Consider the following 22,913-nt stretch of genomic DNA (forward strand, 5'->3'; position numbering starts at 1 on the left):
CCGGGTTACGCTCAAGGTGTGACTGCCAGTAACACCACCACCAGTGCGGGTGGCCCCGACTACGACGTCGTCGTGGTGGGGTCGGGGTTCGGCGGCAGCGTCGCGGCGCTGCGGCTCACCGAGAAGGGCTACCGCGTAGCCGTCGTCGAGGCCGGGCGCAGGTTCGCCGACGACGAGTTCGCGAAGACGTCGTGGGATCTCAAGCGTTACCTGTGGGCGCCGCAGGTCGGCTGCTACGGGATCCAGCGCATCCACATGCTCAACGACGTCATGGTGCTGGCGGGCGCGGGTGTCGGCGGCGGGTCGCTCGTCTACGCGAACACGCTCTACCGGCCGCTCAAGCCGTTCTACCGCGACCGGCAGTGGTCGCACATCACCGACTGGGAGGCGGAGCTCGCGCCGCACTACGACCAGGCGAGCCGGATGCTCGGGGTCGTCACGAACCCGACCATCACGCCGTCGGACGTCGTGATGCGCGAGGTCGCGAAGGACATGGGCGTCGAGGGTTCCTTCCACGCGACGCCCGTCGGGGTCTACTTCGGCAAGCCCGGCGAACGGGCGGCGGACCCGTACTTCGGCGGTGCCGGGCCCGAGCGCGTCGGCTGCACCGAGTGCGGCTCCTGCATGACCGGCTGCCGCGTCGGCGCGAAGAACACGCTGGTCAAGAACTACCTCTACCTCGCCGAGCAGGACGGCGCGAAGGTCATCCCGCTGACGACGGTGACGTCCGTGCGGCCGGTCGACGGCGGGTACGAAGTCGACCTGAAGAAGACCGGGACGACCTCGAAGAAGTTCCGGACGACGATCACGGCCGAGAAGGTCGTCTTCGCCGCGGGGACCTGGGGCACGCAGAACCTGCTGCACAAGATGAAGGACACCGGCACGCTGCCGAAGCTGTCGAAGCGGCTCGGCGAGCTGACCCGGACCAACTCCGAGGCGATCATCGGCGCGGCCCGCACGGACGTCGACGAGAGCCGCAACTTCAGCCGCGGGGTCGCGATCACGTCGTCGATCCACCCGGACGACAACACCCACATCGAGCCGGTCCGCTACGGCAAGGGCAGCAACGCGATGAGCCTGCTGCAGACGATCGCGACCGACGGCGCGTCGCCGGTGCCGCGCTGGCGCCAGGCGGTCACGTTCATGCTCAAGCACCCGGTCCAGGCCGCGAAGCTGCTCAACGGCTACCGCTGGAGCGAGCGCACGGTGATCCTGCTGGTGATGCAGAGCCTGGACAACTCGATCACGACGTACACGCGGCGCGGCCTGTTCGGGCGGCGCAAGTACACGTCCAAGCAGGGCCACGGCGAGCCCAACCCGAGCTTCATCCCGGCCGGCCACGAGGCCAACGAGCGCACGGCGGAGCACATCGGCGGCATCGCGGGCGGCACGTGGGGCGAGATCTTCGACATCCCGCTGACGGCCCACTTCATCGGCGGCGTCCCGATCGGCGCCACCGCGGAAGACGGCGTCATCGACCCGTACCACCGGGTGTTCGGCTACCCGGGCCTGTCGGTGGTGGACGGCGCGGCGATCACGGCCAACCTGGGCGTGAACCCGTCCCTGACGATCACCGCCCAGGCCGAGCGGGCGTTCTCGTTCTGGCCTAACAAGGGCGAGCCGGACGCCCGCCCCGCCCAGGACTCGGCCTACGTCCGGCTGGAGCCGGTGGCACCGAAGAACCCGGCGGTTCCGGCGGACGCACCGGCGGCGCTGCGCCGGTCCTAGACTCGGGGCCGTGACGGCATCCGAGAAGGCGCACGCGCTGCTCGACGGGATCAAACTGCTCGACGACGAATGGGCCCGGGCCATCGGGGGCCTCGGCGAACCGGAGCTGCGCGAACCCAGCGCGTTGCCCGGCTGGTCGCGGGCGCACGTGCTCGCGCACGTCGCCCGCAACGCCGATGGTCTCAAGAACCTCCTGACCTGGGCGAACACCGGCGTCGAGACGCCGATGTACGCCAGCGCGGAAGCCCGTGACGCGGACATCGAGGCCGGCGCCCAGCGCGGTGCCGCCGACATCCTCGCCGACTTCGTCGCCTCCGCCGCGCGGTTCGAGGAGTACGCCGTCGCCATGCCGGACGACGCGTGGGCGCGCGAAGCCCGCAACCGGCAGGGCGCGCCCGTCACCGGAACCGTCGTCGCGCGGATGCGGCTGTCCGAGCTGACCATCCACCTCGCCGACCTCGACCGGGGCTACGACCTCGACCGGGTGCTCGGCCTGCTCGGCCCGCTCACCGAGGACGTCGTCCAGCACGCGATCGTCTCCCGCGGCGCCCACCTGCCCGCGCTGCGCCTGGCCGCCGACGGGTTCGAGTGGTCGATGGGGGCCGCGCCCGGGGCGACCGTCACCGGGCCGGCGGGGGAGCTGCTGGCCTGGCTCAGCGGGCGCTCCGGTGGCGAGCGCCTCGACGGGACCGTGCCGCGCATCCCCGCGTGGGGGTGAACTCCCCGCGACCGTCCTCCGTGTACCGGTCGGGAGCGCGCGACGCTCGGGTCCGGTCCTAAACTGGGCGTCCCCGGCAGCGAGGAGTCCGATGTGGACAGCGTGAGCAGGCCGGTCCGGTGACCGGGCAACCCGCCGGACGGCCGCACGTCCACCCCCGTATGGACAGAAGGGCGTTCCTCCGGGTCGCCGGCGTCTCGGCGGCCGGTGCCGTCGCGGCCGCGTGCGGCTCGGGTGCGCCTTCGGATCCCGTGGCCTCGACCGCGCCGCCGCTCCCGACGACGTCCGGGCCGCCCATCTCGCGCCCGCCGACCGGCCCGCCGAACTGGGACGACCTGCGCACCAAGCTGACCGGCGGCCTGCTGCGCCCGGGCGGCGACGGCTACGACACGGCCAAGCACGCCTTCAACCCGCTCTTCGACGGCAACAACCCGGTCGCGGTGGCGACGGCGGCGACGCCCCAGGACGTCCAGGCCTGCGTCCAGGGGGCCGCCGGGCGGCTGACGCTCGCCGCGCGCAGCGGCGGGCACAGCTACGCCGGTTACTCCGTCCCCGAGGGCGGCCTGATCGTCGACGTCTCCGCCCTGAACAACGTGGACGTCCAGGGCACGCAGGCCGTGATCGGCGCCGGCGCGAAGCTCAAGGACGTCTACGCCGGACTGGCGCGGGCCGGGCGCGCGCTGCCCGCCGGCTCCTGCCCGACGGTCGGGATCGCCGGGCTGACCCTCGGCGGCGGAATCGGCGTGCTCTCCCGCAAGTACGGCCTGACCTGCGACCACCTGAGTTCCGCGCAGGTCGTCACGGCCGACGGCAAGCTGGTGACGGCGTCGGCGAGCTCGGAGCCGGACCTGTTCTGGGCCCTGCGCGGTGGGGGTGGCGGCAACTTCGGGATCGTCACCGAGTTCACCTTCGACACCGATCCCGCGCCGAACGTCACGGTGTTCTCCCTGCGGTTCCCGGCCGGTTCGGCGGCCGACGTGCTCGGTGCGTGGCAGCAGTGGATCGCCGCGATGCCGCCGGAGCTGTGGGCGAACTGCGTGCTCTCCGGCGGATCGCCCGTGCAGTGCCGCGTCGGCGGCTGTTACGTCGGCGGCGCGTCCGGGCTGAACACGCTGCTGAACAACCTCACGGCCAACGCCGGCGCGCGCCCGACGCAGCGGACCGTGAAGAGCCTGGACTACCTCGGCGCCATGAACTACTTCGCGGGCAGTTCCGAACGGCAGTCGTTCCTCGGGTCGTCGCGGATCATCACGTCCCCCGTCGACGCGGGGAAGGTCGTCGCGCTCGCCGACGGGCGCGCGGGCATGGACCTGCTCATCGACGGCCTCGGCGGCAAGGTCGCCGAGCCGGCGAAGGACGCGACGGCGTTCTGGCACCGCGACGCGCTGGCGAGCGTGCAGGTCTACGCGCCCGCGACGACGAAGACGCGCTCGCAGGTCGCGGATTCGATCGGCGAAGTCGTGGCGGGCCTGGCCGCGGCGGGCGCGGGTGGCGGGTACGTCAACTACATCGACCCCGCCCTGCCCGACTGGAAGGCCGCCTACTACGGCGACAACGCGAAACGCCTCGGGGACATCGCGAAGAAGTACGACCCCTTCAACGTCTTCCGGTTCGGGCAGGGCGTCCAGGCCTAGAGGTCGATGCCGGTGAAGACCGTGACGCGCTCCTCGGTCAGGTCGTTCATCGCCGCGAGCACGCCTTCGCGGCCGACCCCGGAGCCCTTGACGCCGCCGTAGGGCATCTGGTCGGCGCGGTAGGACGGGACGTCGCCGATGATCACGCCGCCGACCTCCAGCTCCGCCGAGGCGTGGAAGGCGAGCTGGACGTCGGTGGTGAAGACGCCGGCCTGCAGGCCGTACGCGGATTCGTTGACCGCGCGGAAGGCTTCGTCGACACCGTCCACAACGGACACCGCGAGCACCGGCCCGAAGATCTCCTCGTTCCACGCCCTGGTGTCCGGCGGGACGTCGGTGAGCAGCGTGGGGGCGACGGTCGCACCGTCGCGGGTACCGCCGGTGAGGACCTTCGCGCCCGCCTCGACGGCTTCGTCGACCCACGCGACGATCCGCTCGGCGGCGGCTTCGTCGACCACCGGGCCGACGTCGGTGTTGCGGTCGTACGGGTCGCCCGTCCGCTGCGACTCCACGGCCTCCACCAGGGCGGGGATGAACTCCTCGGCCACGGCGGCGTCCACGATCACGCGCTGCACGGCGATGCAGGACTGGCCGGCCTGGTAGTTGCCGAAGGTCGCGATGCGGTGCGCGGCGCCTTCGGGGTCGGGCCAGTCGCGCAGCACGACGGCCGCCGCGTTGCCGCCGAGCTCCAGCACGACGTGCTTGCGCGGTGCGGCGTCCTTGAGCGACCAGCCGACCGGGCCCGAGCCGGTGAACGACACGACGGGCAGCCGCGGGTCCGCGACGAGCGCCTGGGTCTCCTCGTTTCCCAGCGGCAGCACGGAAAACGAGCCCTCGGGCAGGTCCGTCTCGGCCAGGATCTCGCCGAGGATCAGCGCCGACAACGGCGTGCGCGGCGCGGGCTTGACGATGATCGGCGCGCCGATCGCCAGCGACGGCGCGACCTTGTGCGCCACCAGGTTGAGCGGGAAGTTGAACGGCGCGATGCCGAGCACGGGCCCGCGCGGGACGCGGCGGGTCAGCGCCAGCCGCGCCTCGCCGGCGGGGTCGGTGTCGAGGCGCTGGACGTCGCCGGTGAACCGGCGCGCCTCCTCGGCCGCGATGCGGAACACCGAAACGGCCCGCTTGACCTCGGCTTCGGCCCACTTGAGCGGCTTGCCGTTCTCGGCCGTGATCACTTCGGCGATTTCCTCGGCGCGCCCGGCGAGCACGCGCGAGACGTGCTCGAGCGCGCCCGCGCGGACGTGCGCCGGCGTGCTGCGAAGCTCCTTCGCGACGGCCACCGCCGCGGTCACCGCGCGTTCGACCTGCTCCGGCCCGGGCACGGCGACCGTGGCGACCTCGCTGCCGTCGTACGGGTGGTGCACGACGAGGGTGGTGGCGCCCGCCTCCGGGCGGCCGGCGATCCACGCGGGGCGCGGCTCGGGGGTGATCGTGTCCATACCCACCAACGTAATGCGGGTGGGAACCCCCACCCGGACGGGTTACGGCTTGATGAGCACCTTCAACGCCTCGCGGTCCGCCATGGCCCGGTAGCCGTCCGGCACACCCTCGATGTCGATCGTGCGGTCGAACACCCGGCCCGGCTGGTACTTGCCGTCGAGGACGTCCGGCAACAGCTCGGGGATGTAGTGCCGCGCCGGCGCGACGCCGCCGGTGATGGTGACGTTGCGGCGGAACACGCCCACGCCGACGGGGGCGTCCTCGTACTGCGGCAGGCCGACGCGGCTGACCGCGCCGCCCGCGCGCACGACCCCGACGCCCATCTCGAAGGCACCCTTGGTGCCGACGCACTCGAGGACGGCGTGCGTGCCCCGGCCGTTGGTCAGCTCGCGCACCTTCTCGATGCCCTCCTCACCGCGCTCGGCGACGACGTCGGTCGCGCCGAACTCGCGGCCGAGGTCGGTTCGCGGCTGGTGGCGTCCCATGAGGACGATCCGGGCGGCGCCGAGGCGTTTCGCCGCGAGGACGGCGGAGAGGCCGACCGCGCCGTCGCCGATCACGGTGACGTTCTGGCCCTCGCTCACGCGCGCCTTCACCGCGGCGTGGTGGCCGGTGGAGAAGACGTCCGACAGCGTCAGCAGCGACGCCAGCAGGTCGTCGTCCTCGGTGTGGGGCAGCTTGACCAGGGTGCCGTCGGCCTGCGGCACGCGGACGGCCTCGCCCTGGCCGCCGTCGACGCCCTTCGCGCCCCAGCCGCCGCCGTGCAGGCACGACGTCTGGAGGCCCTCCTGGCAGAACTCGCAGGTGTTGTCCGACCAGACGAACGGCGCGACGGCGAGGTCGCCCTTCTTGACGGTCGTGACGTCGGCGCCCGTCTCTTCGACGATCCCGAGGAACTCGTGCCCGATCCGGCGCCCGTGCTCGCGCGGCGGCATGTCGGCGTACGGCCAGAGGTCGCTGCCGCAGATGCAGGACCGCACGACGCGCAGGACGACGTCGGTGGGCTCGGCCGGCTTCGGGTCCGGCACGGTCTCGACCCGGACGTCGCCGGCGCCGTAGATGACTGTCGCTCGCATACTGGGGCCTTCCCTGGGCGGAACGTGACAAACGTCGGGGGTGCGACGGCGGTGGCGCGCCTGGATTTTCGTCCATGACCACCGGCACCGCATCCCGCAACCCGTTCGCCGCCCTCGCCATGGGAGCCCGCCGCCCGTACCTCACGGCCGCGGTCTTCGCGGTGACGCTGGCGTGCGGGATCGCGCAGCTGGTGCACCCGCCGCTGTACGACGCGGTCGTCCGCGACGCGGCCCGCATCGACGACGGCCAGTGGTACCGCCTGGTGACGGGCATGTTCTTCCAGGACGGCCGGGCGTTCGGCCTGGTCTCGAACCTCGTGTGGCTGGCGGTGTCCGGCACGCTCGCCGAGCGCGTCTTCGGGCGCGCGCGGTGGCTGCTGCTCTACTTCGGCTGCGGGCTGTTCGGCCAGTTCATGAGCTACGTCTGGCTGAACCCGGTCGGCGCGGGCAACTCGATGTGCGTGGCCGGCCTGGTCGGCGCACTGGCCGTGGTGGTGCTGGTGGCCTCGCGGCGCTACGGCGTCACGCTGCCGGTGCAGTTCCGCGTCCTGGCGTTCGCGGCGCCGGTGCTGGCCGTGGCCGACACGCTCGTCCACGACAACCACGGCCTGCCCCTGCTGCTGGGAATGGCACTCGGCTTCCTGAGCCTGCCGCGGCCGGTCGGGAGTGTTCAGTCCGGGTAGTGGCCACCGAGGCGGCACCAGTGCGCGACCAGGTGCGGCTGCGGGGGCACGGCCAGGAGCTCGGCGAGGTCCGCTTCGGCCTGGCGGGCCGCTTCCTCGGCGCGGTCCCACGACTGGGCTTCCCGGCCGGCGTCGAGCACGTCCACTCCGGTGCCCCGGTGGAGGTCCGCCCGGGCCTGGGCGACGGCGATCTGCTCGCACCGCAGTTCGTCGGCCCGCCCGAGGTCCTCGGTGTGCCGGGCGTCCAGGACGATCCCGCTGCCCGACCGGGTGCCGTAGCGGACGGCGATGCGCAGGAGGTTGTTGCTGAACGCACGCGTTTCGGCGGGCACCCACGACAGTCGTTCCCAGTCGGGCAGGGGCTGGTCGTCGGGGCGGCAGACCGCGTAACCCGGCACGTCACACCAGGTCAGACGGCCGGGCGGGCGGAGTCGGTAGAGCATGCGGGCCCCCTCGGCGGTGGCGGGCCCCGGGTCGGCGCCGCCCTCGATACCCGTTGTGTCGGGCCGACGGTGACTCGGCGTTACAGATCACCGGCTCCGGTAGAGGTCGCGCAGGAGGAGGACCTCGGCGCAGTGGTGGATCATCTCGCGGTGGATGTGGAGCACGAGCGTCGCCATCGGGTACTCCGCGTACGGGCCTTCAGCCGGGCCGCACGCCTTCGCGAGGCCTTCGTCGTCGAGTGACTTCACGCCTTCGACCCACCGGGCGTAGTACTCGTCCAGCAACGCCATGGCCTCGGCCGCCGTCCCCGGGTACGGGTAGTCGTCGTAGGTCATCGCCGGGCCGTCGAAGTGGGACGCCGTCCGCATGCCCAGGACGCCGACGAGGACGTGGTTGAGCCGCCACGCGATCGTCGTGACCGGCGGCGGGGCCGGCTCGGGGAAGGCGAAGTCGATGGTGAACGGCCCGGTGCCGGGTTCGTCGTCCGACTTCCGCGGCCGCACGGTCCAGCAGCCCGCGACCGGCTCCCAGAGGTACTCGTCGTCGGTGAGGCCCTCGAGCTTCGGGCGCGTGTGCACCTGCCAGTGGAAGTCGAGCTGGTCGGTCAGTTCCTTGGTCCAGTTCACAGCCATGCGGGAACCATAGGAAGGATCGAGGACAGAGGCGGCCCTGAATCCCGGGTGACCCAGCCCACCTGGGACGATGGACGTCAATCCCGCCGCAGCCAGGAGGTCGCCAGGTGCCCAGTCCCACCGGTCCGGTTCTCGTCGTGGACTTCGGGGCGCAGTACGCGCAGCTGATCGCCCGGCGCGTCCGCGAGGCACAGATCTACTCGGAGGTCGTGCCGCACAGCGCGACCGTCGAGGAGATGCTCGCGAAGAACCCCGCGGCGATCATCCTCTCCGGCGGCCCTTCGAGCGTGTACGCCGAAGGCGCCCCGAGCATGGACCCGAAGCTCACCGAAGCGGGCGTCCCGATCTTCGGCATCTGCTACGGCCACCAGCTGCTGGCCAGCGCGCTCGGCGGCGTCGTCGAGCCGACCGGGGTCCGCGAGTTCGGCCGCACCGAGGTCCGCGTGACCGGCGACGGCGGCGTGCTGCACGCCGGGCTGCCCGCGCACCAGCCCGCGTGGATGAGCCACAACGACAGCGTCACCAAGGCGCCGGAAGGCTCGGTCGTCACCGCGTCCTCCGACGGCGCCGAGGTCGCCGGCTTCGAAGACGTCGAGCGCCGCTTCGCCGGCGTCCAGTACCACCCCGAGGTCGCGCACTCGCCGCACGGCCAGGAGGTCCTGCGCCGGTTCCTGCACGACATCGCGGGCATCAAGCCGCAGTGGACGACGTCGTCGATCGTCGAAGAGCAGATCCAGCGGATCAGCGACCAGATCGGCGACGGCCGCGCGATCTGCGGCCTCTCCGGCGGCGTCGACTCCGCGGTGGCCGCGGCCCTGGTGCAGCGCGCCATCGGCGACCGGCTGACCTGCGTGTTCGTCGACCACGGCCTGCTGCGCGCGGGCGAGCGCACCCAGGTCGAGCGGGACTACGTCGCCGCGACCGGCGTCAACCTCGTCACGGTCGACGCGCGCGAGCGGTTCCTCGACGCGCTCGCCGGCGTCACCGACCCCGAAGAGAAGCGCAAGATCATCGGGCGCGAGTTCATCCGCGTCTTCGAGCAGGCCGAGCGCGACCTCAAGGCGCAGGGCGACTACAAGTTCCTGGTCCAGGGCACGCTGTACCCGGACGTCGTCGAGTCCGGCGGCGGCGAGGGCACGGCCAACATCAAGAGCCACCACAACGTCGGCGGCCTGCCGGACGACCTGCAGTTCGAGCTCGTCGAGCCGCTGCGGCTTCTGTTCAAGGACGAGGTCCGCCGCGTCGGCCTGGAGCTGGGCCTGCCCGAGACGATCGTGCAGCGCCAGCCGTTCCCCGGCCCCGGCCTGGGCATCCGGATCATCGGCGCGGTCGACCAGGAGCGCCTGGACACCCTGCGCGCGGCCGACTTGATCGCGCGCGAGGAGCTGACGGCGGCCGGGCTGGACCGCAGCATCTGGCAGTGCCCGGTGGTCCTGCTCGCGGACGTCCGCAGCGTCGGCGTCCAGGGCGACGGCCGCACGTACGGCCACCCGGTGGTGCTGCGCCCGGTGTCGTCCGAGGACGCGATGACCGCGGACTGGACGCGCCTGCCCTACGACGTTCTGGAGCGGATTTCCACCCGCATCACCAACGAGGTCGCGGAGGTCAACCGCGTGGTCCTGGACGTGACGTCCAAGCCGCCGGGCACCATCGAGTGGGAATAGGACTCGAGGCCCCGGCGTGGGATCCGGGGCCTCGAGAGAGTGGTGGTTTTCGGTGCTAGCGGCGGCGTTTCCCGAAGGACGCGCCGAGGAGCATGAGCCCCACGAACACCGCGCCGCCGGCGATCACCCAGCGGAAGTCGAACGTCGGCAGCCAGCTCGCGCCGTCCGAGAGGACGTAGGCCGAGATCAGCAGCGTCGCGACCCCGACGATCAGGGTGAAGACGTCCACGCCGCGCCGCGCGGGCGGAGCCTCCGCCGGGTTGTCGTAGGCGTAGGGGTTCTGGTCAGCCACGGCGCACCTCCACGTTGCCCACGCTGTTCTTGACGTGCAGGGTGATCTTCTGGCCGCCGGGGCCGTCCGTGCCGTAGTCGGTGCCGCTCAGGGTGTCCTGGCTGATGCCGTCGACGGACCGGTCGAAGCAGTCGGTCGTGCCGGCGCCGGTGTGGCAGTCGTAGGTGACGTCCGCGGTGTCCGGCACGGTGATCTTGGTGTCGCCCGCGCCGTTGACCACCTCCGTGGTGATCGGCGAGCCGGCGGGCAGCGCGGTCAGGTCGAGGTCGATGTCGCCCGCGGCGTGCTGGTAGAGCGGTTTCACGTCGGTCGCCGAGCGCGGCGTCACCTTGAGGTCGCCCGCGCCGCCGCGGAAGTCGAAGTTCTGGAACGGCACGGTCGTCAGGATCATGCCGGCGATCGCCAGCGGCACCGCGAGCCCGATCAGGCCGCGCCCGCCGCGGGCGAACGCCCCGACGACCAGGCCGATCCCGACCACGCCCAGCACCAGGCCGATGATGTGCTGCGCGGAGAACCAGGTGGCGCCGTTGAGGTTCGCCAGCACGCCACCGCCGGCGGTGACCACGGCGAGCCCGAAGGTCGCCGAGCCCACCTTGGAGTTGCGGCGGCGCGGGTGGTGGCGCGGTGGTTCGTGCGCCGACGTCGGCGGCGCGGGCGGCTGCGACGACGGCGGCTCGGGCAGGTCCCAGCCGGCCGGGTCGGCGGCGAGGGGATCCCAGCCCTGGGACGGCGACTTCGCCTCGGCGGTCGCGGTGTCGGTCATGGTGAAGGCTCCGTTCCCGGTGAAGGACGTCGAGTGCGCCCGTGAGACGACCGGAGCGGGCCGGTTCTCCTGGCCGCGGCTGCGGTGCAGCAGGTAGAGCGCGATGGCGATGAGCGCGAAGCTGATGAGGGCCCCGCCGTCGAACCACGAGCCGCTGAAGCTGCCCCCGACGCTGACGACGGTGAGGACGCAAAGCACCACGGCGAACGCGGGCGACACGGACGACCGGCCGCGCCCGATCAGCGACTCGAAGCCGGAGACCTCGTCGCTCTCGCCGGGCAGGAACAGCCACCCCAGCAGGTAGAAGGGGACACCGAACCCACCGAAGATCGTCGCGACCACCAAGGCGACCCGCACGACGACGGGGTCGATCCCGTACCGGTACCCGATCGCGGCGGCCACCCCGGCCACCTTCCGCCCCGCGTGCGGCCGCCGCGGACGGCTGACCCAGAAGTCCTTCACGGTTTCCTCGAAGCCGTTCAGAGGACTCGGCTTCGGTGCCCGTGTCTCACTCGCACCACTCATACCGAAGAGCATGCGGCACGCCGGTCGGGCGGACATCCGGGATGGTCCCTGATTCTCCCCGGAGAGGGGCGCGCCCCTGGGACCGGATCAGGGGCTTCCCCGATGGAACCCCAGGCCCGTGCGTGTGACCATGGACCCCGTGCAGGAGTCCCTCGACCACGTCACCACCGAGCAGGTGGCCGTCCCGGAGAAGCCCAAGATGTTCCGGCGCCGGTCCGGGCGGGCGATCGCCGGGGTCGCCGGTGGTCTCGCCGACCACCTCGGGGTGCCGGTCGTCTGGGTGCGGACGGCCTTCGCGCTGCTCGCCGCCCTCAACGGCGCCGGCCTGCTCGCGTACGGGCTCCTTTGGGTGTTCGTCCAGCAGCAGACCGAAGAAACCGCGAAGGCGCCGACGTCGAAGGAGCGCCAGCAGGCGTTCGGCCTGATCGCGCTGGGCGTCGGCCTCGCCGTCGCGAGCGGGACGCTCACCGGGTTCATCAGCGGCTGGGTCGCCGTGCCGCTCGCGGTCGCGATGATCGGTCTCGCCGTCGTCTGGCGGGAGGCCGACGAGTCGCAGCGCCGCCGCTGGCGCGTCGGGGCGAAGGACGGCTTCGCGGGGGCGTTCCTCGGCGGGGGCGGCTGGTCGGCCGCGATCCGGATCGTCGCCGGCGTGGCGCTGGTGATCACCGGCATCACGGTCGTCGTGCTGCGCAGCGGCACGCTCGACCAGGTCCAGTTCGCGCTGATCGCGGTCGTCGCGACGCTCATCGGCGTCGCCGTGCTGACCGTGCCGTTCTGGCTGCGGCTGGTCCGGGACCTGTCCGACGAGCGCAAGGCCCGCATCCGCACCGACGAACGCGCCGAGATCGCCGCGCACCTGCACGACTCCGTCCTGCAGACCCTGGCCCTGATCCAGAAGCAGAGCGAGCAGCCCCGCGAGGTCGCCCGGCTCGCCCGCAGCCAGGAGCGTGAACTGCGCGGCTGGCTCTACGGCCCCAACGGCTACGGCAAGCCGGCCGAGAAGTCCCCGGCCGAGGAAGCCCAGACCACCGGCCGGCTGTCGGAAGCACTCGCAACGGCGTGCGGCGAGGTCGAGGACACGTTCGCGATCTCGGTCGGCCAGGTCGTCGTCGGCGACGCCGAGCTCGACGAGTCCCTGGTGGCGCTGGTCCAGGCCGCGCGCGAGGCGATCGTCAACGCGGCGAAGCACGCCGGGGTCGAGGAGGTCAGCGTCTTCGCCGAGGTCGAGCCGACCTCGGTGACGGTGTTCGTCCGCGACCGCGGCAAGGGCTTCGACCCCGACCTCGTCCCGGACGACCGCCACGGCCTCGCGGACTCGATCCGCGGCCGGATGACCCGCCACGGCGGCACGTGCAAGGTGCGCACCGCGCCGGGGGAGGGCACGGAAGTGCAGCTCGCCATGCCGGTGAAAGCGGGCAAGGGGGCAGCGTGAGGCGGCTATGCTCGACGACGTGACTGACACCCAGCGCGAACCGGTCAAGGTGTTCCTCGTCGACGACCACGCGCTGTTCCGCGCGGGGGTGCGCACGGAGCTCGACTCGATCACCGACGAGGTCAAGGTGGTCGGCGAAGCCGGCTCGGTCGCCGAGGCGGTGGCAGGCATCGCCCGGACGAAACCGCAGGTGGTGCTGCTCGACGTCCACATGCCCGACGGCGGCGGCGCCGAGGTGCTGCGCCGGGTCCGCCCGGAGCTGCCGGACGTGGTGTTCCTCGCGCTGTCGGTGTCCGACGCGGCCGAGGACGTCATCGCGGTCATCCGCGCGGGTGCCCGTGGGTACGTGACGAAGACGATCTCGTCCAAGGAACTGGTCCGGGCGGTCGTCCGGGTGTCCGACGGCGACGCGGTCTTCTCGCCGCGCCTGGCCGGGTTCGTGCTGGACGCGTTCGCGGACCGTCCCGGTTCGGCGCCGATCAACGATCCGGAGCTGGACCTGCTGACGCCGCGGGAGCGCGACGTCCTGCGGTTGCTGGCGCGGGGGTATGCGTACAAGGAGATCGCGTCGGAGCTGTTCATCTCGGTGAAGACCGTCGAGACGCACGTTTCGAGCGTTCTTCGGAAGACTCAGCTTTCGAACCGCTACGAGCTGTCTCGCTGGGCTTCCGACCGCCGCCTGGTCTGATTTCCCAGCCGTCGCTCCGACCGCCGCCCGTTCGCTCTCCACCGCCCGGCCCGAACGAACCAGATCGTTCATTGCGGCCGCCCTGCCCGGCGGTTTAACGAACTAGATCGTCCACTAGCCTCGGCTCGGCGTTAACTCACCGGTTCGTTCATCGCGCCGAGCCCGTTAACGTACTGGAACGTTCATTGGCCGTGGACGCTAACGAACTAGATCGTTAACAGGGCGCCCGAGAAAGCCGCTGCTAACGAACCAGATCGTTCATCGCTGGACCGACCCGATCAGTCGGCCAGGGGAGCGAGAGGCCGGGGTGTGCGCCCGGCGGTGTCGTCACCAAGCCCATCCGCCTGGTCACCGGGCTCCTCCAGGGCCCCTCGCTCCGGCTTCCGGAGGCGGGTCAGCGCGACCCCGCCGAGGACGACCAGCATGCCCGCGATCACCCGCAGGTTCAGCTGCTCACCCAGGAACACCGCGCCCAGCAGCACCGAGACCACGGGCAGCAGATAGCCGACCACCGAAGCCGCGACCGCGCCTTCGCTCGCCAGCAGCTGGTAGTTGAGCGCGAACGCGATGCCCGTCGACCCCACCCCGAGCACCAGCATCGCCAGCAGCGGCACCGGCGAGACGTGCACCGGCGTGAACCCGCCCGCGGGCAGCGCCACCACGAGCATCCCGCTGGCCAGCAGCATTTGCCCGCCCGAAATCGCGTACGGCGAAACCGAAGTCGCAGACAGGTACTTGCCCTCGTAGACGAACGCGAAGCCGTAGCTCGCCGCCGCCGCGAGGCAGGCCAGCGCGCCCCAGCTCAGCAGTCCCGACGCCTGCCACGGCGCGAAGATCAGCAGGATCCCGCCGAGCCCGGCGACCAGGCCCGCCAGCCGGGTCCCGGTCATCCGCGACGACGTCCCCATCAGGGGCGCCGCCAGCAGCACCCACAGCGGCGTCGTCGAGTTCAGCACGCCGGTGATCCCCGAGTCGACCGTCGTCTCGCCGATCGCGAACAGCAGGAACGGCAGCGCGTTGTGGAAGAACGCCGCGACCGCCAGGTGCCCCCACATCCGCCGGCCGCGCGGCAGCCGCGCTCCCTGCAGCCGGCACAGCAGCACCAGCGTCGCCGCGCCGAGCACCAGCCGCGCCAGCACCAGCTGCACCGGCGAGAACATCCCCAGCCCCAGCTTGATCCAGAAGAAGCTCGAGCCCCACATCAACGCCAGCGCGGCGATCCTCAGCAGGGTCTTCGTCTCTCCCACCCGGTCCTCCTTCTCCGATCAAGCGCCAGCTTCGCGCCGCGAAGTCATAAGGACAAGCGAAAATAACTGCAGGGACGCTTAAGCTCAGCTGTACGATCGGGCCATGCTCGACGTCCGCCGCATGCAGGTCCTCCGCGCCGTGATCACCAGCGGGTCGATCACCGCCGCGGCCCGCAACCTCGGCTACACGCCGTCCGCGATCAGCCAGCAGTTGTCGGCCCTGGAACGCGAAGCCGGCACCGAACTGCTCGAACGCGTCGGGCGCGGCGTCCGGCCGACCGCAGCCGGCGCGCTGCTGTCCGAACACGCCGAGACGCTGAGCACCGAGCTCGCGAAGGCCGAGGCGGCGCTGACCGAGCTCAAGGAGGGCCGCATCGGCCGCGTCGCGATCCGCTACTTCGCGACGGCCGGCGCGTCCCTGGTGCCGCCCGCCATCGCCGCCGTCCGGCGCGAGCACCCCGGCGTCCGCCTCGACCTCAAGCTGGTCGAGCCGCAGGACCCGATGGCCGACGTCGAAGCGGGCGAAGCCGACGTCGCGATCACCGTCTTCCCGCGCAGGACCCCGCCCGCCAAGGGCGTCGAGCTGGTGCACCTGCTCGACGACCCGTACCGCGCCGTGCTGCCCAAGACCCACCCGCTGGCCCGCAAGCGCGTGCTCGACCTGACGGAGTTCGCGGAAGAGCCGTGGGTCGGCGTCGACGGCCTGCCCGGCGTCTGCCGCGACATCCTGGACAGCGCCTGCGCGTCCGCCGGCTTCGCGCCGAACGTCGTCGTCGAATCCGAGGACTACCAGACGGCGCAGGGGTTCGTCGCCGCCGGCATCGGCGTCGGGCTGATCCCGGAACTCGGGCTCGGCGCGCAGCACCCGGGCGTGGTCGTCCGCAAGATCCGCAACCCGGAGCCGGCGCGCGCGATCCACGCCGCCGTGGCGTCGCGCGCGTGGGGCCACCCGGCCGTCCGCACGCTGCTCGAGGCCATGCGCGCGGCGACCGCCAAGGTGGCTTAGACGAAGAACAGCTCCGAGACGAGGATGCCGACCAGCACGGCCGCCAGGATCGCGGCCACGGTGATCAGCGTCTTCTTCGACACCGGCAGCGTCCACTCGCCCTGCTGCTGCGGGGGCTGAGGAGCCGGCGGCGGCGCGTACTGCGTCGCCTGGGGTGCGTGCACCGGCGGGATCTGCTGCGTCACGCCCTGGGCCGCGTAGCCGGGCGGCGGCGTGACCGGGATCTGCTGCTGGAACTGCGGTCCCGACGGCGGCATCGGCGGCCGGCCCACGGGCATCGTCGGCATGGCGGGCGCGGTCGGCGGGATGAACGCCGTCTCCCGGCCCTCGGTGATCGCCTTCAGCGAGCGGACCGTGTCCGCCATGGTCGGGCGCGTCGTCGGGTCCGGGCGCAGCATCTTCCGCAGCGCCTCGGTGAGCACGCCCGCGTTCTGCGGCGGACGTTCCGAGGACTGCCCGTCGTCGCCGAACGGCGGCACGCCCTCGACCGCGGTGTAGAGCGTCGAGCCGAGGGAGAAGACGTCCGCGGGCGGCGTCGGCGGCAGCCCGCGCGCCACCTCGGGCGCCACGTACGCCGCGTGCGGCCCGCCGCCGCTGATGCCGATGTCGGTGAGCTTCACGCCGCCGTCGTCGGCCAGCAGCACCGTGCCCGGCTCGAGCGTGCGGTGCACGAACCCGGCCGCGTGGATCGCGGCGAGCGCGTTGCCGAGCTGGATCCCCAGCAGCGCCGCCTGGTCGGGCGTCAGCCGGCCGTGCTCGGCGAGGAACGTCGCCATGCTGCGCGACGGGATGTACTCCATCACCAGCCAGACGTCCTGGCCGTCGGGCAGCACGTCGAACACCTTGATCGCGCACGGGTGCTCGATCCGCGCCGCGTCCTTGCCCTCCTGCATGGCGGCCGCGCGGGCCTGCTCGGCGCGCTCGCCGGTCAGCCCGACCGGCAGGTACATCCGCTTCATCGCGACGGTGCGGAACAGCCGCGTGTCGAACGCCAGCCACACGATGCCCGCGCGGCCACGGCCGATCGGCTGGTCCAGCCGGAACCGGCCGCCGACGATGGTTCCTTCAGAACTCAAGTCGGATCCTTGATCATCCGCTAGCTGGGGACGTCGGCGCCGTCGAACCGGTGCCGGTGTCGGTCGGCTTCGTGGGAGTCGTCGGCGTCGTGGGTGTCGTTTCCGGCGTCGTGGTCTTCGGAGTCGTCTTCGGCTCGGTGCTCCGCGTGGTCGTGCGCCTCGACGTAGTCGTCTCCGATGCCGGAGGCGGCACCTCCGCCGTGCTGATCGGCTCCTCCGTCGTGGACGGGAGCGACTCCGACGTCGCGGCGGGCTTCGGCTTGCTGCTCGACACCGGCGCCGCCGGTGCCTCCGGGTTGTTCGGGCTCAGCAGCCAGACGGCCAGCGCGACCAGGGCCACGACCACGACGCCGCCGATGATCGCCGGGCGCTTCCAGGCGCCGGGCCGCTCGTCTTCGTCGTCGACCGGGCCGGTCGCGCGCCGCGGCGGCGGGGGCGGCTCGTCGTCGTAGTCGTCGTACGGGTCGTCCGCGTACCGGCCCTGCTCGTGCGGCGGCACCGGCACGGCGCGGGTCGCGGCCAGGCCCGGCGGCACGCCGCCGACGTACTGCTGCGGCTGGTGGTCCTCGGGGTAGCGGTCGTACCCGTCGTAGTCGTCCTCCGGGTAGCCGGAGCCCTCCGGGTAGTCGTCCTCGTCGTAGTACGGCACGGCCTGCGTCGGGGCCTGACCGCCGTCGAGGAGGCTGCCCGAGTGGCCCGCCGGGACCTCGTCGAACATCTGGGTCGCGTTCGGGTCCGCGGCGGCGGCCGCGCCGAGGGCGCCGGCCCCGAGCGCACCGGCCCCGAGGACACCCGCGGACGGCGACATCACGGTCTCGTCCGCCGGGGCGCCCAGCGGCGTCTCGCCCCGGGCGACGGCCGCGAGCAGCTCTTCGCACTCCTCGGCGGTCGGCCGGTGCTGGACGTCGGGGTGCAGCAGCACGGCCAGCACGCTCGCCAGCGGCCCGGACTGGCGCGGCGGGATGATCTGCCCGGCCGCGACCGCGTGCAGCAGGCTCAGCGTGTTCTCCGACAGCCCGAACGGCGGCTGGCCTTCACACGCCGCGTAGAGCGTCGAGCCGAGCGAGAAGACGTCCGACTCGGGCCCCGGGTCGCCGCCGATCGCGACCTCGGGGGCCAGGTAGGCGGGGGTGCCGGCGATCATCCCGGTCTTGGTGACCGTGACGTCGTCCTTGGCGCGCGAGATGCCGAAGTCGGTGATCTTCACGGTGCCGTTGCCGGCCAGCAGGATGTTGCCCGGCTTGATGTCGCGGTGCACGATGCCGACCGCGTGCGCCTCGCGCAGGGCCGCCGCGACCTGGGCGCCGATGCGCGCCACCTCGGTCGGCGGCAGCGTGCGGCGTTCCTGCAGCACGGCGGCCAGGCTGGTGGAGTTGAGGTACTCCATGATCAGGCACGGCTGGCCGTTGTCGTCGGTGACGACGTCGAAGACGGAGATCGCGTTCGGGTGGTGCAGGCGAGCCGCGATCCGGCCCTCGCGCATCGTGCGCTGCCGGGCGTCTTCCTTGTCGTGCTCGTCCAGGTGCGGCTGGAGCAGGAGCTGCTTGATGGCCACGGTGCGGCCCAGGACCTCGTCGTGCGCCTGCCAGACCGCCCCCATCGCGCCCGTGCCGATCCGGCCGACGATGCGGTATCGATCGGCGACCAGGCGACCCTCGTCGCTCACGCGACCTCCCTTTGGGCTCCGACTTCACCAGGGCGTGAGGATCGGTGCCTGGTGACGCGGCCACGCGCACGCCGCTTCGCTGGAGCGTATGCACATGTCGTGGGCTGTGTGCCGGCTTCGCTGAGACCGGCCCGTGACAAGGCTAGGCGCTCACTCTGCGCACACGAATCCGGTACAGGCACTTGAACCACGGGTGAAGGGGTGATCGCCGAGGGCTACATGTACTGGGCCGAGATGAGCTCGGCCTCGGTGATCAGCCCGCCGGCGTCGGCGACCCGGAACAGCTGCGTCACGCGCACGAGGGCGCCGTCCGGCCGGTGCAGCGTGGCGACCGCGAGGATCGAGCCGTCCGGCTTGATCTGCGTGTCGGCCTCCTGGACGTCGATGGCGTCCATCGAGCTCCAGGTGCGGACCAGCTCGCCGGCCGCGCCGTCGGCCAGGGACGGGCTCAGCAGCGCGAGCGCGCCCGCCGAATCCCGCGCGATGGCGGCGTAGAAGTCCTTGACGGCCTGGATCTTCCGGGCCGCGCTGCGCGCGTCGGCCGCCGCGTCCGGCACCGCGTCCGCCGGGGCCGGCCCGGCTTGGGGCTGCGGGCTGCCGCCGCTGGACTCCTCCGCCGACGGCGCGCCGCCGGAGTGCGTGCTCGCCGTGGGCACGCTGCGCTGCTCGGGCGCGCCGCCCCCGGCCTGGTGCTGCGGGACGGCGAGGCCGCCGAGCTCCGCGGCGCCGCTGAAGCCGCTGGGCGTGGCCTGGGCGGTGTCGGACACCGCCCGGTGCGCGCTGGTCAGCATCGGCGCGGCGACCACCGCGCCGGCGACGAGCGCCCCCGCGGCGACGAGCCCGGCCAGCTTGGCGCGGCGGACGAACCGGCTCTCCGGGTCACCCGCGTCGTCGTCCTGGTCCGGCTCACGGACGGGCTCCGTGCGCGGCGGCAGGAACTTCTGCGGGTCGCGGAAGACCTGCTCGAGATAGTCGCGGTCGGCGTCGCCGACGCCGTCGAGTATCTCGGCCGGGATCACGTCCTCGACGCGGACGGCGTGCGGTGCTTCACGCCGTGTTCGCTGCCGATCAAGCACGAATGTCCTCGCTCTGGGTTCCGGGGACGGCGGCTCGGCCGTTCGGCCGGGCTTCCGTTGGTCCGGATGGCCGACTCGTGGCCGGTTCCGGATCCGCTGTCGTCAGGTAACCCTGTGCGGACGGGCATCACCAGGCTCTGTCGCCGGAATGCCGTCGCGATACGACGAGCGGCAGCTTATGTCACCCACCCGGACCAGGGATAACCGCTCAGCGCACCGCACGTGCATCGGAACGGGCGAACCGCACGTGCAGGTGCAGCTACTGACCGTCAGAAGTGATCTTGTCGCCGTCCCCGAACGTCAGCGTGCGCTGTTCCATCGTCTTGGAACCGTCCGTGTGGGTGATCTCGACTGTGTTCACGGTGACACCGCGTTGCTGGTCGATGCTGACCTTCTTGACCTCGAAGTAGGCGATGCCGGCGTACCGCTCCGCGAGGGCCTGCGCGCCTTGGTCGTGCAGCTGGCCGGTGGTCACCGACGACGCCGTGGCGGGGTCCGTCGTGACGGTGTTGAAGAACTTCTCCGAGTTGTCGCCCATGGTCTGGGCGTCCGGCGGGAAGGAGTACCACCACGGCGCCTTCGCCGGGGTTTCGCGCTGGGCGGGCGTGACCGGGGGCTTCTGCGGCGCGGCGCTCGGGCTGGTCGTGGTGTCGGTCGTCCGCGGCCCGTCGGTGCTCGCCGGGGGAGGCGGGGCGACGCCGTCGACCGGGCCCGCGCCGCCGCCGCTGGTCCGCCCGGCCTCCTTGTCCGGCCGGGACGAGCTGTCGGGGCCCGCCGCGGAACCGCCCTGCCGGGAGTCGGTGGGGGGCTCGCCGGAGGGGTCGATGACGGTCGGGGCGCCCTGGTAGCCGGGCCACGCGCCCTGCACGGCGTCGTCCGCCGGCGGCTTCCCGACCAGGTACGACCCGGCGAACAGCAGCCCGACGACGACGGCACCGGAGGCACCGGTGGCGAACCAGGCCGCCTTCTTCCACGTCTTGGGCGGGGTCACGGACGCCGGCACCGAGCCGATGGTGAAGCCGCCGAGCCCGTCGATCGGGGGCGCGGCGTAGATCCGGACGTCTTCGTCCTCCTCCACGCCGCGTGCCTGCGGGGTGGCGAGCGAGACGCGGGTACGCCGGGCCGCCTGGTCGGCGCGCGACTCCGTGGTGATCTCGGCTTCGTCTTCCAGCGGCAGGCTGCCCTGCGACGCGGGGAAGAGCGGGGCCGCGGGCCGCCGGTCGCGGGGTTGCGGCAGCGGCTGGGGGAGCGGGAGGGACCCGGAGACGGGCGGGTCGACCTGGGCCGGGCCGGCCGCGTGGTGGCGCGGGGCGCGGGCCGGGGGCAGGGGCGGCGTCCAGCCGTCCGAACCGCCGAGCCGGTGCCGCCCGGGATGCGCGGGCGCGGTGCCGCGTCCGTGGAACTCCGTGCCGTGGGTCATGTGGGCTCGACCACCCGGCGGCCCCGTCCTGACGCCGTCCGGCCGCAGGACGACCCGATCGGAGCACCATCCTCACGAGCGGCTTCGCGTTCCGAATCCTGCGCAGATGCACGCGCATGCGAGACTGGGCGCGCGGGGCCGGTGCCCCCGCGCGTCCTCCGGGCTTCGCCCGACCCAGACGCAAGGGTCCTCACGGCGTCAACCCTAGGAGCATCCGGCGTAGAAAGTCGCCCCCAAACCTGCAAGTTGCACAGGTTTCACTCGGTCGGGCGCGACCGATAGGGGGAAGCTGACGCTGCGGAGTTTCACTCAGCGCCATCACCCCAGGTCAGGGGATTCAGCCTCCGGAGCGGTAACGGTCCCGCGTGGACTGCAGGGCCTTCGTCGCCACCACACCGCTACCCGCAGCGACGATGATCGCCACCACGTCGAGCGTCGGTCCCCCGGCCGTGAGCAGCCAGGCGAACAAGGACGCCGCTGTGGTACCACCGGCGATGGCCCAGCGGCTGCGGACGTACTGCCCGACCGGGGCGCCACTGGCACCGCGCTTACCCGCCGCGTTGTTCAGCAGCGCCAGATAACCCACATGGCCCAGCGCGGCCAGCACGCTCGCGAGCGCGACGATGACGGCGATGAGGTTGACGAGCCAGTCCATGCGTCCAGTCTGCCCGCAGCCGGGCCGCCGGTGCCTCAGGGAAGACCCCGAATTCGGACAACCGTTACCGGCCGAGCCGCCCGCGGCCGAGGTTGAGCAGCGCCATGGCCAGCTGCCTGCCGTCCGGGCCGAGCTCCCGGTAGCGCGCGAGGACGTCCATCTCGCGGTTGTAGACGATGCGAGTGCCCCCCGCGGCCATCCGCGCGGCCCCGATCGTCTTGGACACCTCGACCCGGCGTTTCACCAGGCGCAGGATCTCCTTGTCCAGCCAGTCGATCTCCTCGCGGAGCGACGCGATGTCGTCTCCGGCGGGGGTGTGCTCGGCGGGCTGGCCGTCGGCGTTCGTCGCTTGTGCGTTCATCGGGACCTCTCCCTCGGTGCCCGGACCCGGCCCCTGGGACGGCGACAGCCCCGGGTCCGTGGACTCCGGGGCTGGCGTGATGGCGGTTCGGGCACTACGCGATCACGGGAGCCGGAGTCCGGGTCCCGTAAAAAAATCGCTCTGCGTGGTGCCGCATGGGTTCAGTATGGCACAGCGGTCCCGCGCGTCTCCCGGAACGAGCGCACCCGGGCATGAACGAAGACGCTGACCGCGAGCCAGAACACCGGGAACGCGGGCCAGAAGAACCCGGCGCCCAGCACCGCCCACCGGACGATGGCCACGACCGCGATCGCCACGACCACGGCGAGGTGCAGCCGCAGCGCGGGATGCCGCCGCAGCGCGGCGAAGGTGAGCGGGAACCCGGGCGCGGCCGGCGCGGGCCGCGGCAGGTCGGCGGTGAGCGCGGTCAGCTCGTCGGTGAACCGCGCGGCGTAGACGTGGGTGAGGCGCTCTTCGACCTCTTCGAGGGTGAGCCGGCCTTCGGAGCCGGCGGTCTGGACGGCGGTGGCGACGCGTTCGCGATCGGCGTCGGCGGCCCGGATGCGGGCGGTGCGGTTGTCTTCCATGTCCGCCGATGCTCCGCGCGGCGGGCCGCCGGCGCGTCGGACGCCAGGCGACACCTCGCGCTACGCCCGGCGCGGTAGCCGCGGCGGACCCCGGAGC

Annotated in this window: 22 protein-coding genes; 8 read left to right on the forward strand and 14 right to left on the reverse strand. The window is 72.4% G+C overall.

Annotation, left to right across the window (positions count from 1 at the left end; translation table 11 throughout):
* Positions 1–18 precede the first annotated feature (18 nt).
* The 3 genes from ACYVLJ_RS27675 (at position 19) to ACYVLJ_RS27685 (ending at position 4,080) form a co-directional block, all read left to right on the forward strand.
* The gene (locus ACYVLJ_RS27675) at positions 19–1,728 is read left to right on the forward strand and encodes an FAD-dependent oxidoreductase (RefSeq protein ID WP_451978017.1); all 1,710 of its coding nucleotides are present in this window, start codon (positions 19–21) and stop codon (positions 1,726–1,728) included.
* Between the two features lie 10 nt (positions 1,729–1,738).
* Positions 1,739–2,446: a maleylpyruvate isomerase N-terminal domain-containing protein gene (locus ACYVLJ_RS27680; RefSeq protein WP_451978014.1), complete on the forward strand. Its 708-nt coding sequence runs from the start codon at positions 1,739–1,741 to the stop codon at positions 2,444–2,446.
* A gap of 161 nt (positions 2,447–2,607) precedes the next feature.
* Entirely contained in the window at positions 2,608–4,080 is a 1,473-nt protein-coding gene (locus ACYVLJ_RS27685; RefSeq protein ID WP_460440886.1) for an FAD-binding oxidoreductase, read from the forward strand.
* Here ACYVLJ_RS27685 and ACYVLJ_RS27690 read toward each other — a convergent pair.
* Positions 4,077–5,522 (reverse strand): aldehyde dehydrogenase family protein, encoded by a 1,446-nt coding sequence (locus tag ACYVLJ_RS27690; protein ID WP_460440887.1) that lies wholly within the window; start codon positions 5,520–5,522, stop codon positions 4,077–4,079. The two genes, ACYVLJ_RS27685 and ACYVLJ_RS27690, sit on opposite strands and share 4 nt — an antisense overlap.
* A 42-nt stretch (positions 5,523–5,564) precedes the next feature.
* Positions 5,565–6,599, reverse strand: coding sequence for a zinc-dependent alcohol dehydrogenase family protein (locus tag ACYVLJ_RS27695; protein WP_460440888.1), 1,035 nt, complete (start codon positions 6,597–6,599; stop codon positions 5,565–5,567).
* Positions 6,600–6,673: 74 nt separating this feature from the next.
* Here ACYVLJ_RS27695 and ACYVLJ_RS27700 point away from each other — a divergent pair, with 74 nt between their 5' ends.
* Positions 6,674–7,282 (forward strand): rhomboid family intramembrane serine protease, encoded by a 609-nt coding sequence (locus ACYVLJ_RS27700; protein ID WP_460440889.1) that lies wholly within the window; start codon positions 6,674–6,676, stop codon positions 7,280–7,282.
* Here the strand turns inward: ACYVLJ_RS27700 and ACYVLJ_RS27705 are convergent.
* Both ACYVLJ_RS27705 and ACYVLJ_RS27710 read right to left on the reverse strand, forming a co-directional pair.
* On the reverse strand, positions 7,270–7,725 hold the full coding sequence (locus ACYVLJ_RS27705) for a hypothetical protein (RefSeq protein WP_460440890.1): 456 nt from the start codon (positions 7,723–7,725) through the stop codon (positions 7,270–7,272). The two genes, ACYVLJ_RS27700 and ACYVLJ_RS27705, sit on opposite strands and share 13 nt — an antisense overlap.
* An 87-nt stretch (positions 7,726–7,812) precedes the next feature.
* Positions 7,813–8,358 carry a DinB family protein gene (locus tag ACYVLJ_RS27710; RefSeq protein WP_460440891.1) on the reverse strand — a complete coding sequence of 182 codons (546 nt, stop codon included), beginning with the start codon at positions 8,356–8,358 and terminating at the stop codon, positions 7,813–7,815.
* 107 nt (positions 8,359–8,465) lie between these two features.
* Between ACYVLJ_RS27710 and guaA the strand changes: the two genes are divergently transcribed.
* Entirely contained in the window at positions 8,466–10,022 is a 1,557-nt protein-coding gene (gene guaA / locus ACYVLJ_RS27715) for a glutamine-hydrolyzing GMP synthase (RefSeq protein ID WP_451977993.1), read from the forward strand.
* A gap of 55 nt (positions 10,023–10,077) precedes the next feature.
* On the opposite strand, the gene ACYVLJ_RS27720 is transcribed toward guaA, so the two are convergent.
* Together ACYVLJ_RS27720 and ACYVLJ_RS27725 are read right to left on the reverse strand one after the other, a co-directional pair.
* Entirely contained in the window at positions 10,078–10,314 is a 237-nt protein-coding gene (locus tag ACYVLJ_RS27720; RefSeq protein ID WP_460440892.1) for a hypothetical protein, read from the reverse strand.
* The gene (locus ACYVLJ_RS27725) at positions 10,307–11,602 is read right to left on the reverse strand and encodes a PspC domain-containing protein (RefSeq protein WP_460440893.1); all 1,296 of its coding nucleotides are present in this window, start codon (positions 11,600–11,602) and stop codon (positions 10,307–10,309) included. The genes ACYVLJ_RS27720 and ACYVLJ_RS27725 overlap by 8 nt, the downstream gene beginning before the upstream one ends.
* A 130-nt stretch (positions 11,603–11,732) precedes the next feature.
* Between ACYVLJ_RS27725 and ACYVLJ_RS27730 the strand changes: the two genes are divergently transcribed.
* Together ACYVLJ_RS27730 and ACYVLJ_RS27735 are read left to right on the forward strand one after the other, a co-directional pair.
* Positions 11,733–13,034: a PspC domain-containing protein gene (locus ACYVLJ_RS27730; protein WP_451978174.1), complete on the forward strand. Its 1,302-nt coding sequence runs from the start codon at positions 11,733–11,735 to the stop codon at positions 13,032–13,034.
* A 7-nt stretch (positions 13,035–13,041) separates the two neighbouring features.
* On the forward strand, positions 13,042–13,722 hold the full coding sequence (locus ACYVLJ_RS27735) for a transcriptional regulator (protein WP_460440894.1): 681 nt from the start codon (positions 13,042–13,044) through the stop codon (positions 13,720–13,722).
* A gap of 278 nt (positions 13,723–14,000) precedes the next feature.
* Here the strand turns inward: ACYVLJ_RS27735 and ACYVLJ_RS27740 are convergent, their stop codons facing one another.
* Complete coding sequence (locus ACYVLJ_RS27740; protein ID WP_460440895.1) at positions 14,001–14,969, reverse strand: DMT family transporter; 969 nt, start codon at positions 14,967–14,969, stop codon at positions 14,001–14,003.
* A 103-nt stretch (positions 14,970–15,072) separates the two neighbouring features.
* On the opposite strand from ACYVLJ_RS27740, the gene ACYVLJ_RS27745 reads away from it, so the two are divergent.
* A complete protein-coding gene (locus ACYVLJ_RS27745) occupies positions 15,073–15,975 on the forward strand; it encodes a LysR family transcriptional regulator (protein ID WP_451977978.1) in 903 nt (300 codons plus the stop codon).
* Here ACYVLJ_RS27745 and ACYVLJ_RS27750 read toward each other — a convergent pair.
* The 7 genes from ACYVLJ_RS27750 to ACYVLJ_RS27780 all read right to left on the reverse strand — a co-directional run bounded on the left by ACYVLJ_RS27750 (position 15,972) and on the right by ACYVLJ_RS27780 (position 22,816).
* Entirely contained in the window at positions 15,972–17,051 is a 1,080-nt protein-coding gene (locus ACYVLJ_RS27750) for a serine/threonine-protein kinase (protein WP_460440896.1), read from the reverse strand. The two genes, ACYVLJ_RS27745 and ACYVLJ_RS27750, sit on opposite strands and share 4 nt — an antisense overlap.
* A gap of 13 nt (positions 17,052–17,064) precedes the next feature.
* Positions 17,065–18,717, reverse strand: coding sequence for a serine/threonine-protein kinase (locus tag ACYVLJ_RS27755; protein WP_460440897.1), 1,653 nt, complete (start codon positions 18,715–18,717; stop codon positions 17,065–17,067).
* Positions 18,718–18,932: 215 nt separating this feature from the next.
* Positions 18,933–19,793, reverse strand: coding sequence for a hypothetical protein (locus ACYVLJ_RS27760; protein ID WP_460440898.1), 861 nt, complete (start codon positions 19,791–19,793; stop codon positions 18,933–18,935).
* 259 nt (positions 19,794–20,052) lie between these two features.
* Positions 20,053–21,213: a hypothetical protein gene (locus ACYVLJ_RS27765; protein ID WP_460440899.1), complete on the reverse strand. Its 1,161-nt coding sequence runs from the start codon at positions 21,211–21,213 to the stop codon at positions 20,053–20,055.
* A gap of 337 nt (positions 21,214–21,550) precedes the next feature.
* Positions 21,551–21,868, reverse strand: a complete 318-nt coding sequence (locus tag ACYVLJ_RS27770; RefSeq protein ID WP_451977964.1) for a hypothetical protein — start codon at positions 21,866–21,868, stop codon at positions 21,551–21,553.
* A 64-nt stretch (positions 21,869–21,932) separates the two neighbouring features.
* Complete coding sequence (locus ACYVLJ_RS27775) at positions 21,933–22,229, reverse strand: chorismate mutase (RefSeq protein ID WP_451977960.1); 297 nt, start codon at positions 22,227–22,229, stop codon at positions 21,933–21,935.
* Between the two features lie 161 nt (positions 22,230–22,390).
* Positions 22,391–22,816, reverse strand: a complete 426-nt coding sequence (locus ACYVLJ_RS27780; protein WP_451977958.1) for a DUF1707 SHOCT-like domain-containing protein — start codon at positions 22,814–22,816, stop codon at positions 22,391–22,393.
* Between the last annotated feature and the right edge of the window lie 97 nt (positions 22,817–22,913).

This window comes from Amycolatopsis stemonae, from assembly GCF_054781455.1.

Coding starts and splice junctions, on each gene's coding strand:
- ACYVLJ_RS27735 (WP_460440894.1), top strand. CDS start 13,042: ATGCTCGACGACGTGACTGACACCCAGCGCGAACCGGTCAAGGTGTTC.
- ACYVLJ_RS27775 (WP_451977960.1), bottom strand. CDS start 22,229: ATGAACGCACAAGCGACGAACGCCGACGGCCAGCCCGCCGAGCACACC.
- ACYVLJ_RS27710 (WP_460440891.1), bottom strand. CDS start 8,358: ATGGCTGTGAACTGGACCAAGGAACTGACCGACCAGCTCGACTTCCAC.
- ACYVLJ_RS27700 (WP_460440889.1), top strand. CDS start 6,674: ATGACCACCGGCACCGCATCCCGCAACCCGTTCGCCGCCCTCGCCATG.
- ACYVLJ_RS27780 (WP_451977958.1), bottom strand. CDS start 22,816: ATGGAAGACAACCGCACCGCCCGCATCCGGGCCGCCGACGCCGATCGC.
- ACYVLJ_RS27695 (WP_460440888.1), bottom strand. CDS start 6,599: ATGCGAGCGACAGTCATCTACGGCGCCGGCGACGTCCGGGTCGAGACC.
- ACYVLJ_RS27685 (WP_460440886.1), top strand. CDS start 2,608: ATGGACAGAAGGGCGTTCCTCCGGGTCGCCGGCGTCTCGGCGGCCGGT.
- ACYVLJ_RS27705 (WP_460440890.1), bottom strand. CDS start 7,725: ATGCTCTACCGACTCCGCCCGCCCGGCCGTCTGACCTGGTGTGACGTG.
- ACYVLJ_RS27765 (WP_460440899.1), bottom strand. CDS start 21,213: ATGACCCACGGCACGGAGTTCCACGGACGCGGCACCGCGCCCGCGCAT.
- ACYVLJ_RS27745 (WP_451977978.1), top strand. CDS start 15,073: ATGCTCGACGTCCGCCGCATGCAGGTCCTCCGCGCCGTGATCACCAGC.
- ACYVLJ_RS27725 (WP_460440893.1), bottom strand. CDS start 11,602: ATGAGTGGTGCGAGTGAGACACGGGCACCGAAGCCGAGTCCTCTGAAC.
- ACYVLJ_RS27770 (WP_451977964.1), bottom strand. CDS start 21,868: ATGGACTGGCTCGTCAACCTCATCGCCGTCATCGTCGCGCTCGCGAGC.
- ACYVLJ_RS27690 (WP_460440887.1), bottom strand. CDS start 5,522: ATGGACACGATCACCCCCGAGCCGCGCCCCGCGTGGATCGCCGGCCGC.
- ACYVLJ_RS27730 (WP_451978174.1), top strand. CDS start 11,733: ATGGACCCCGTGCAGGAGTCCCTCGACCACGTCACCACCGAGCAGGTG.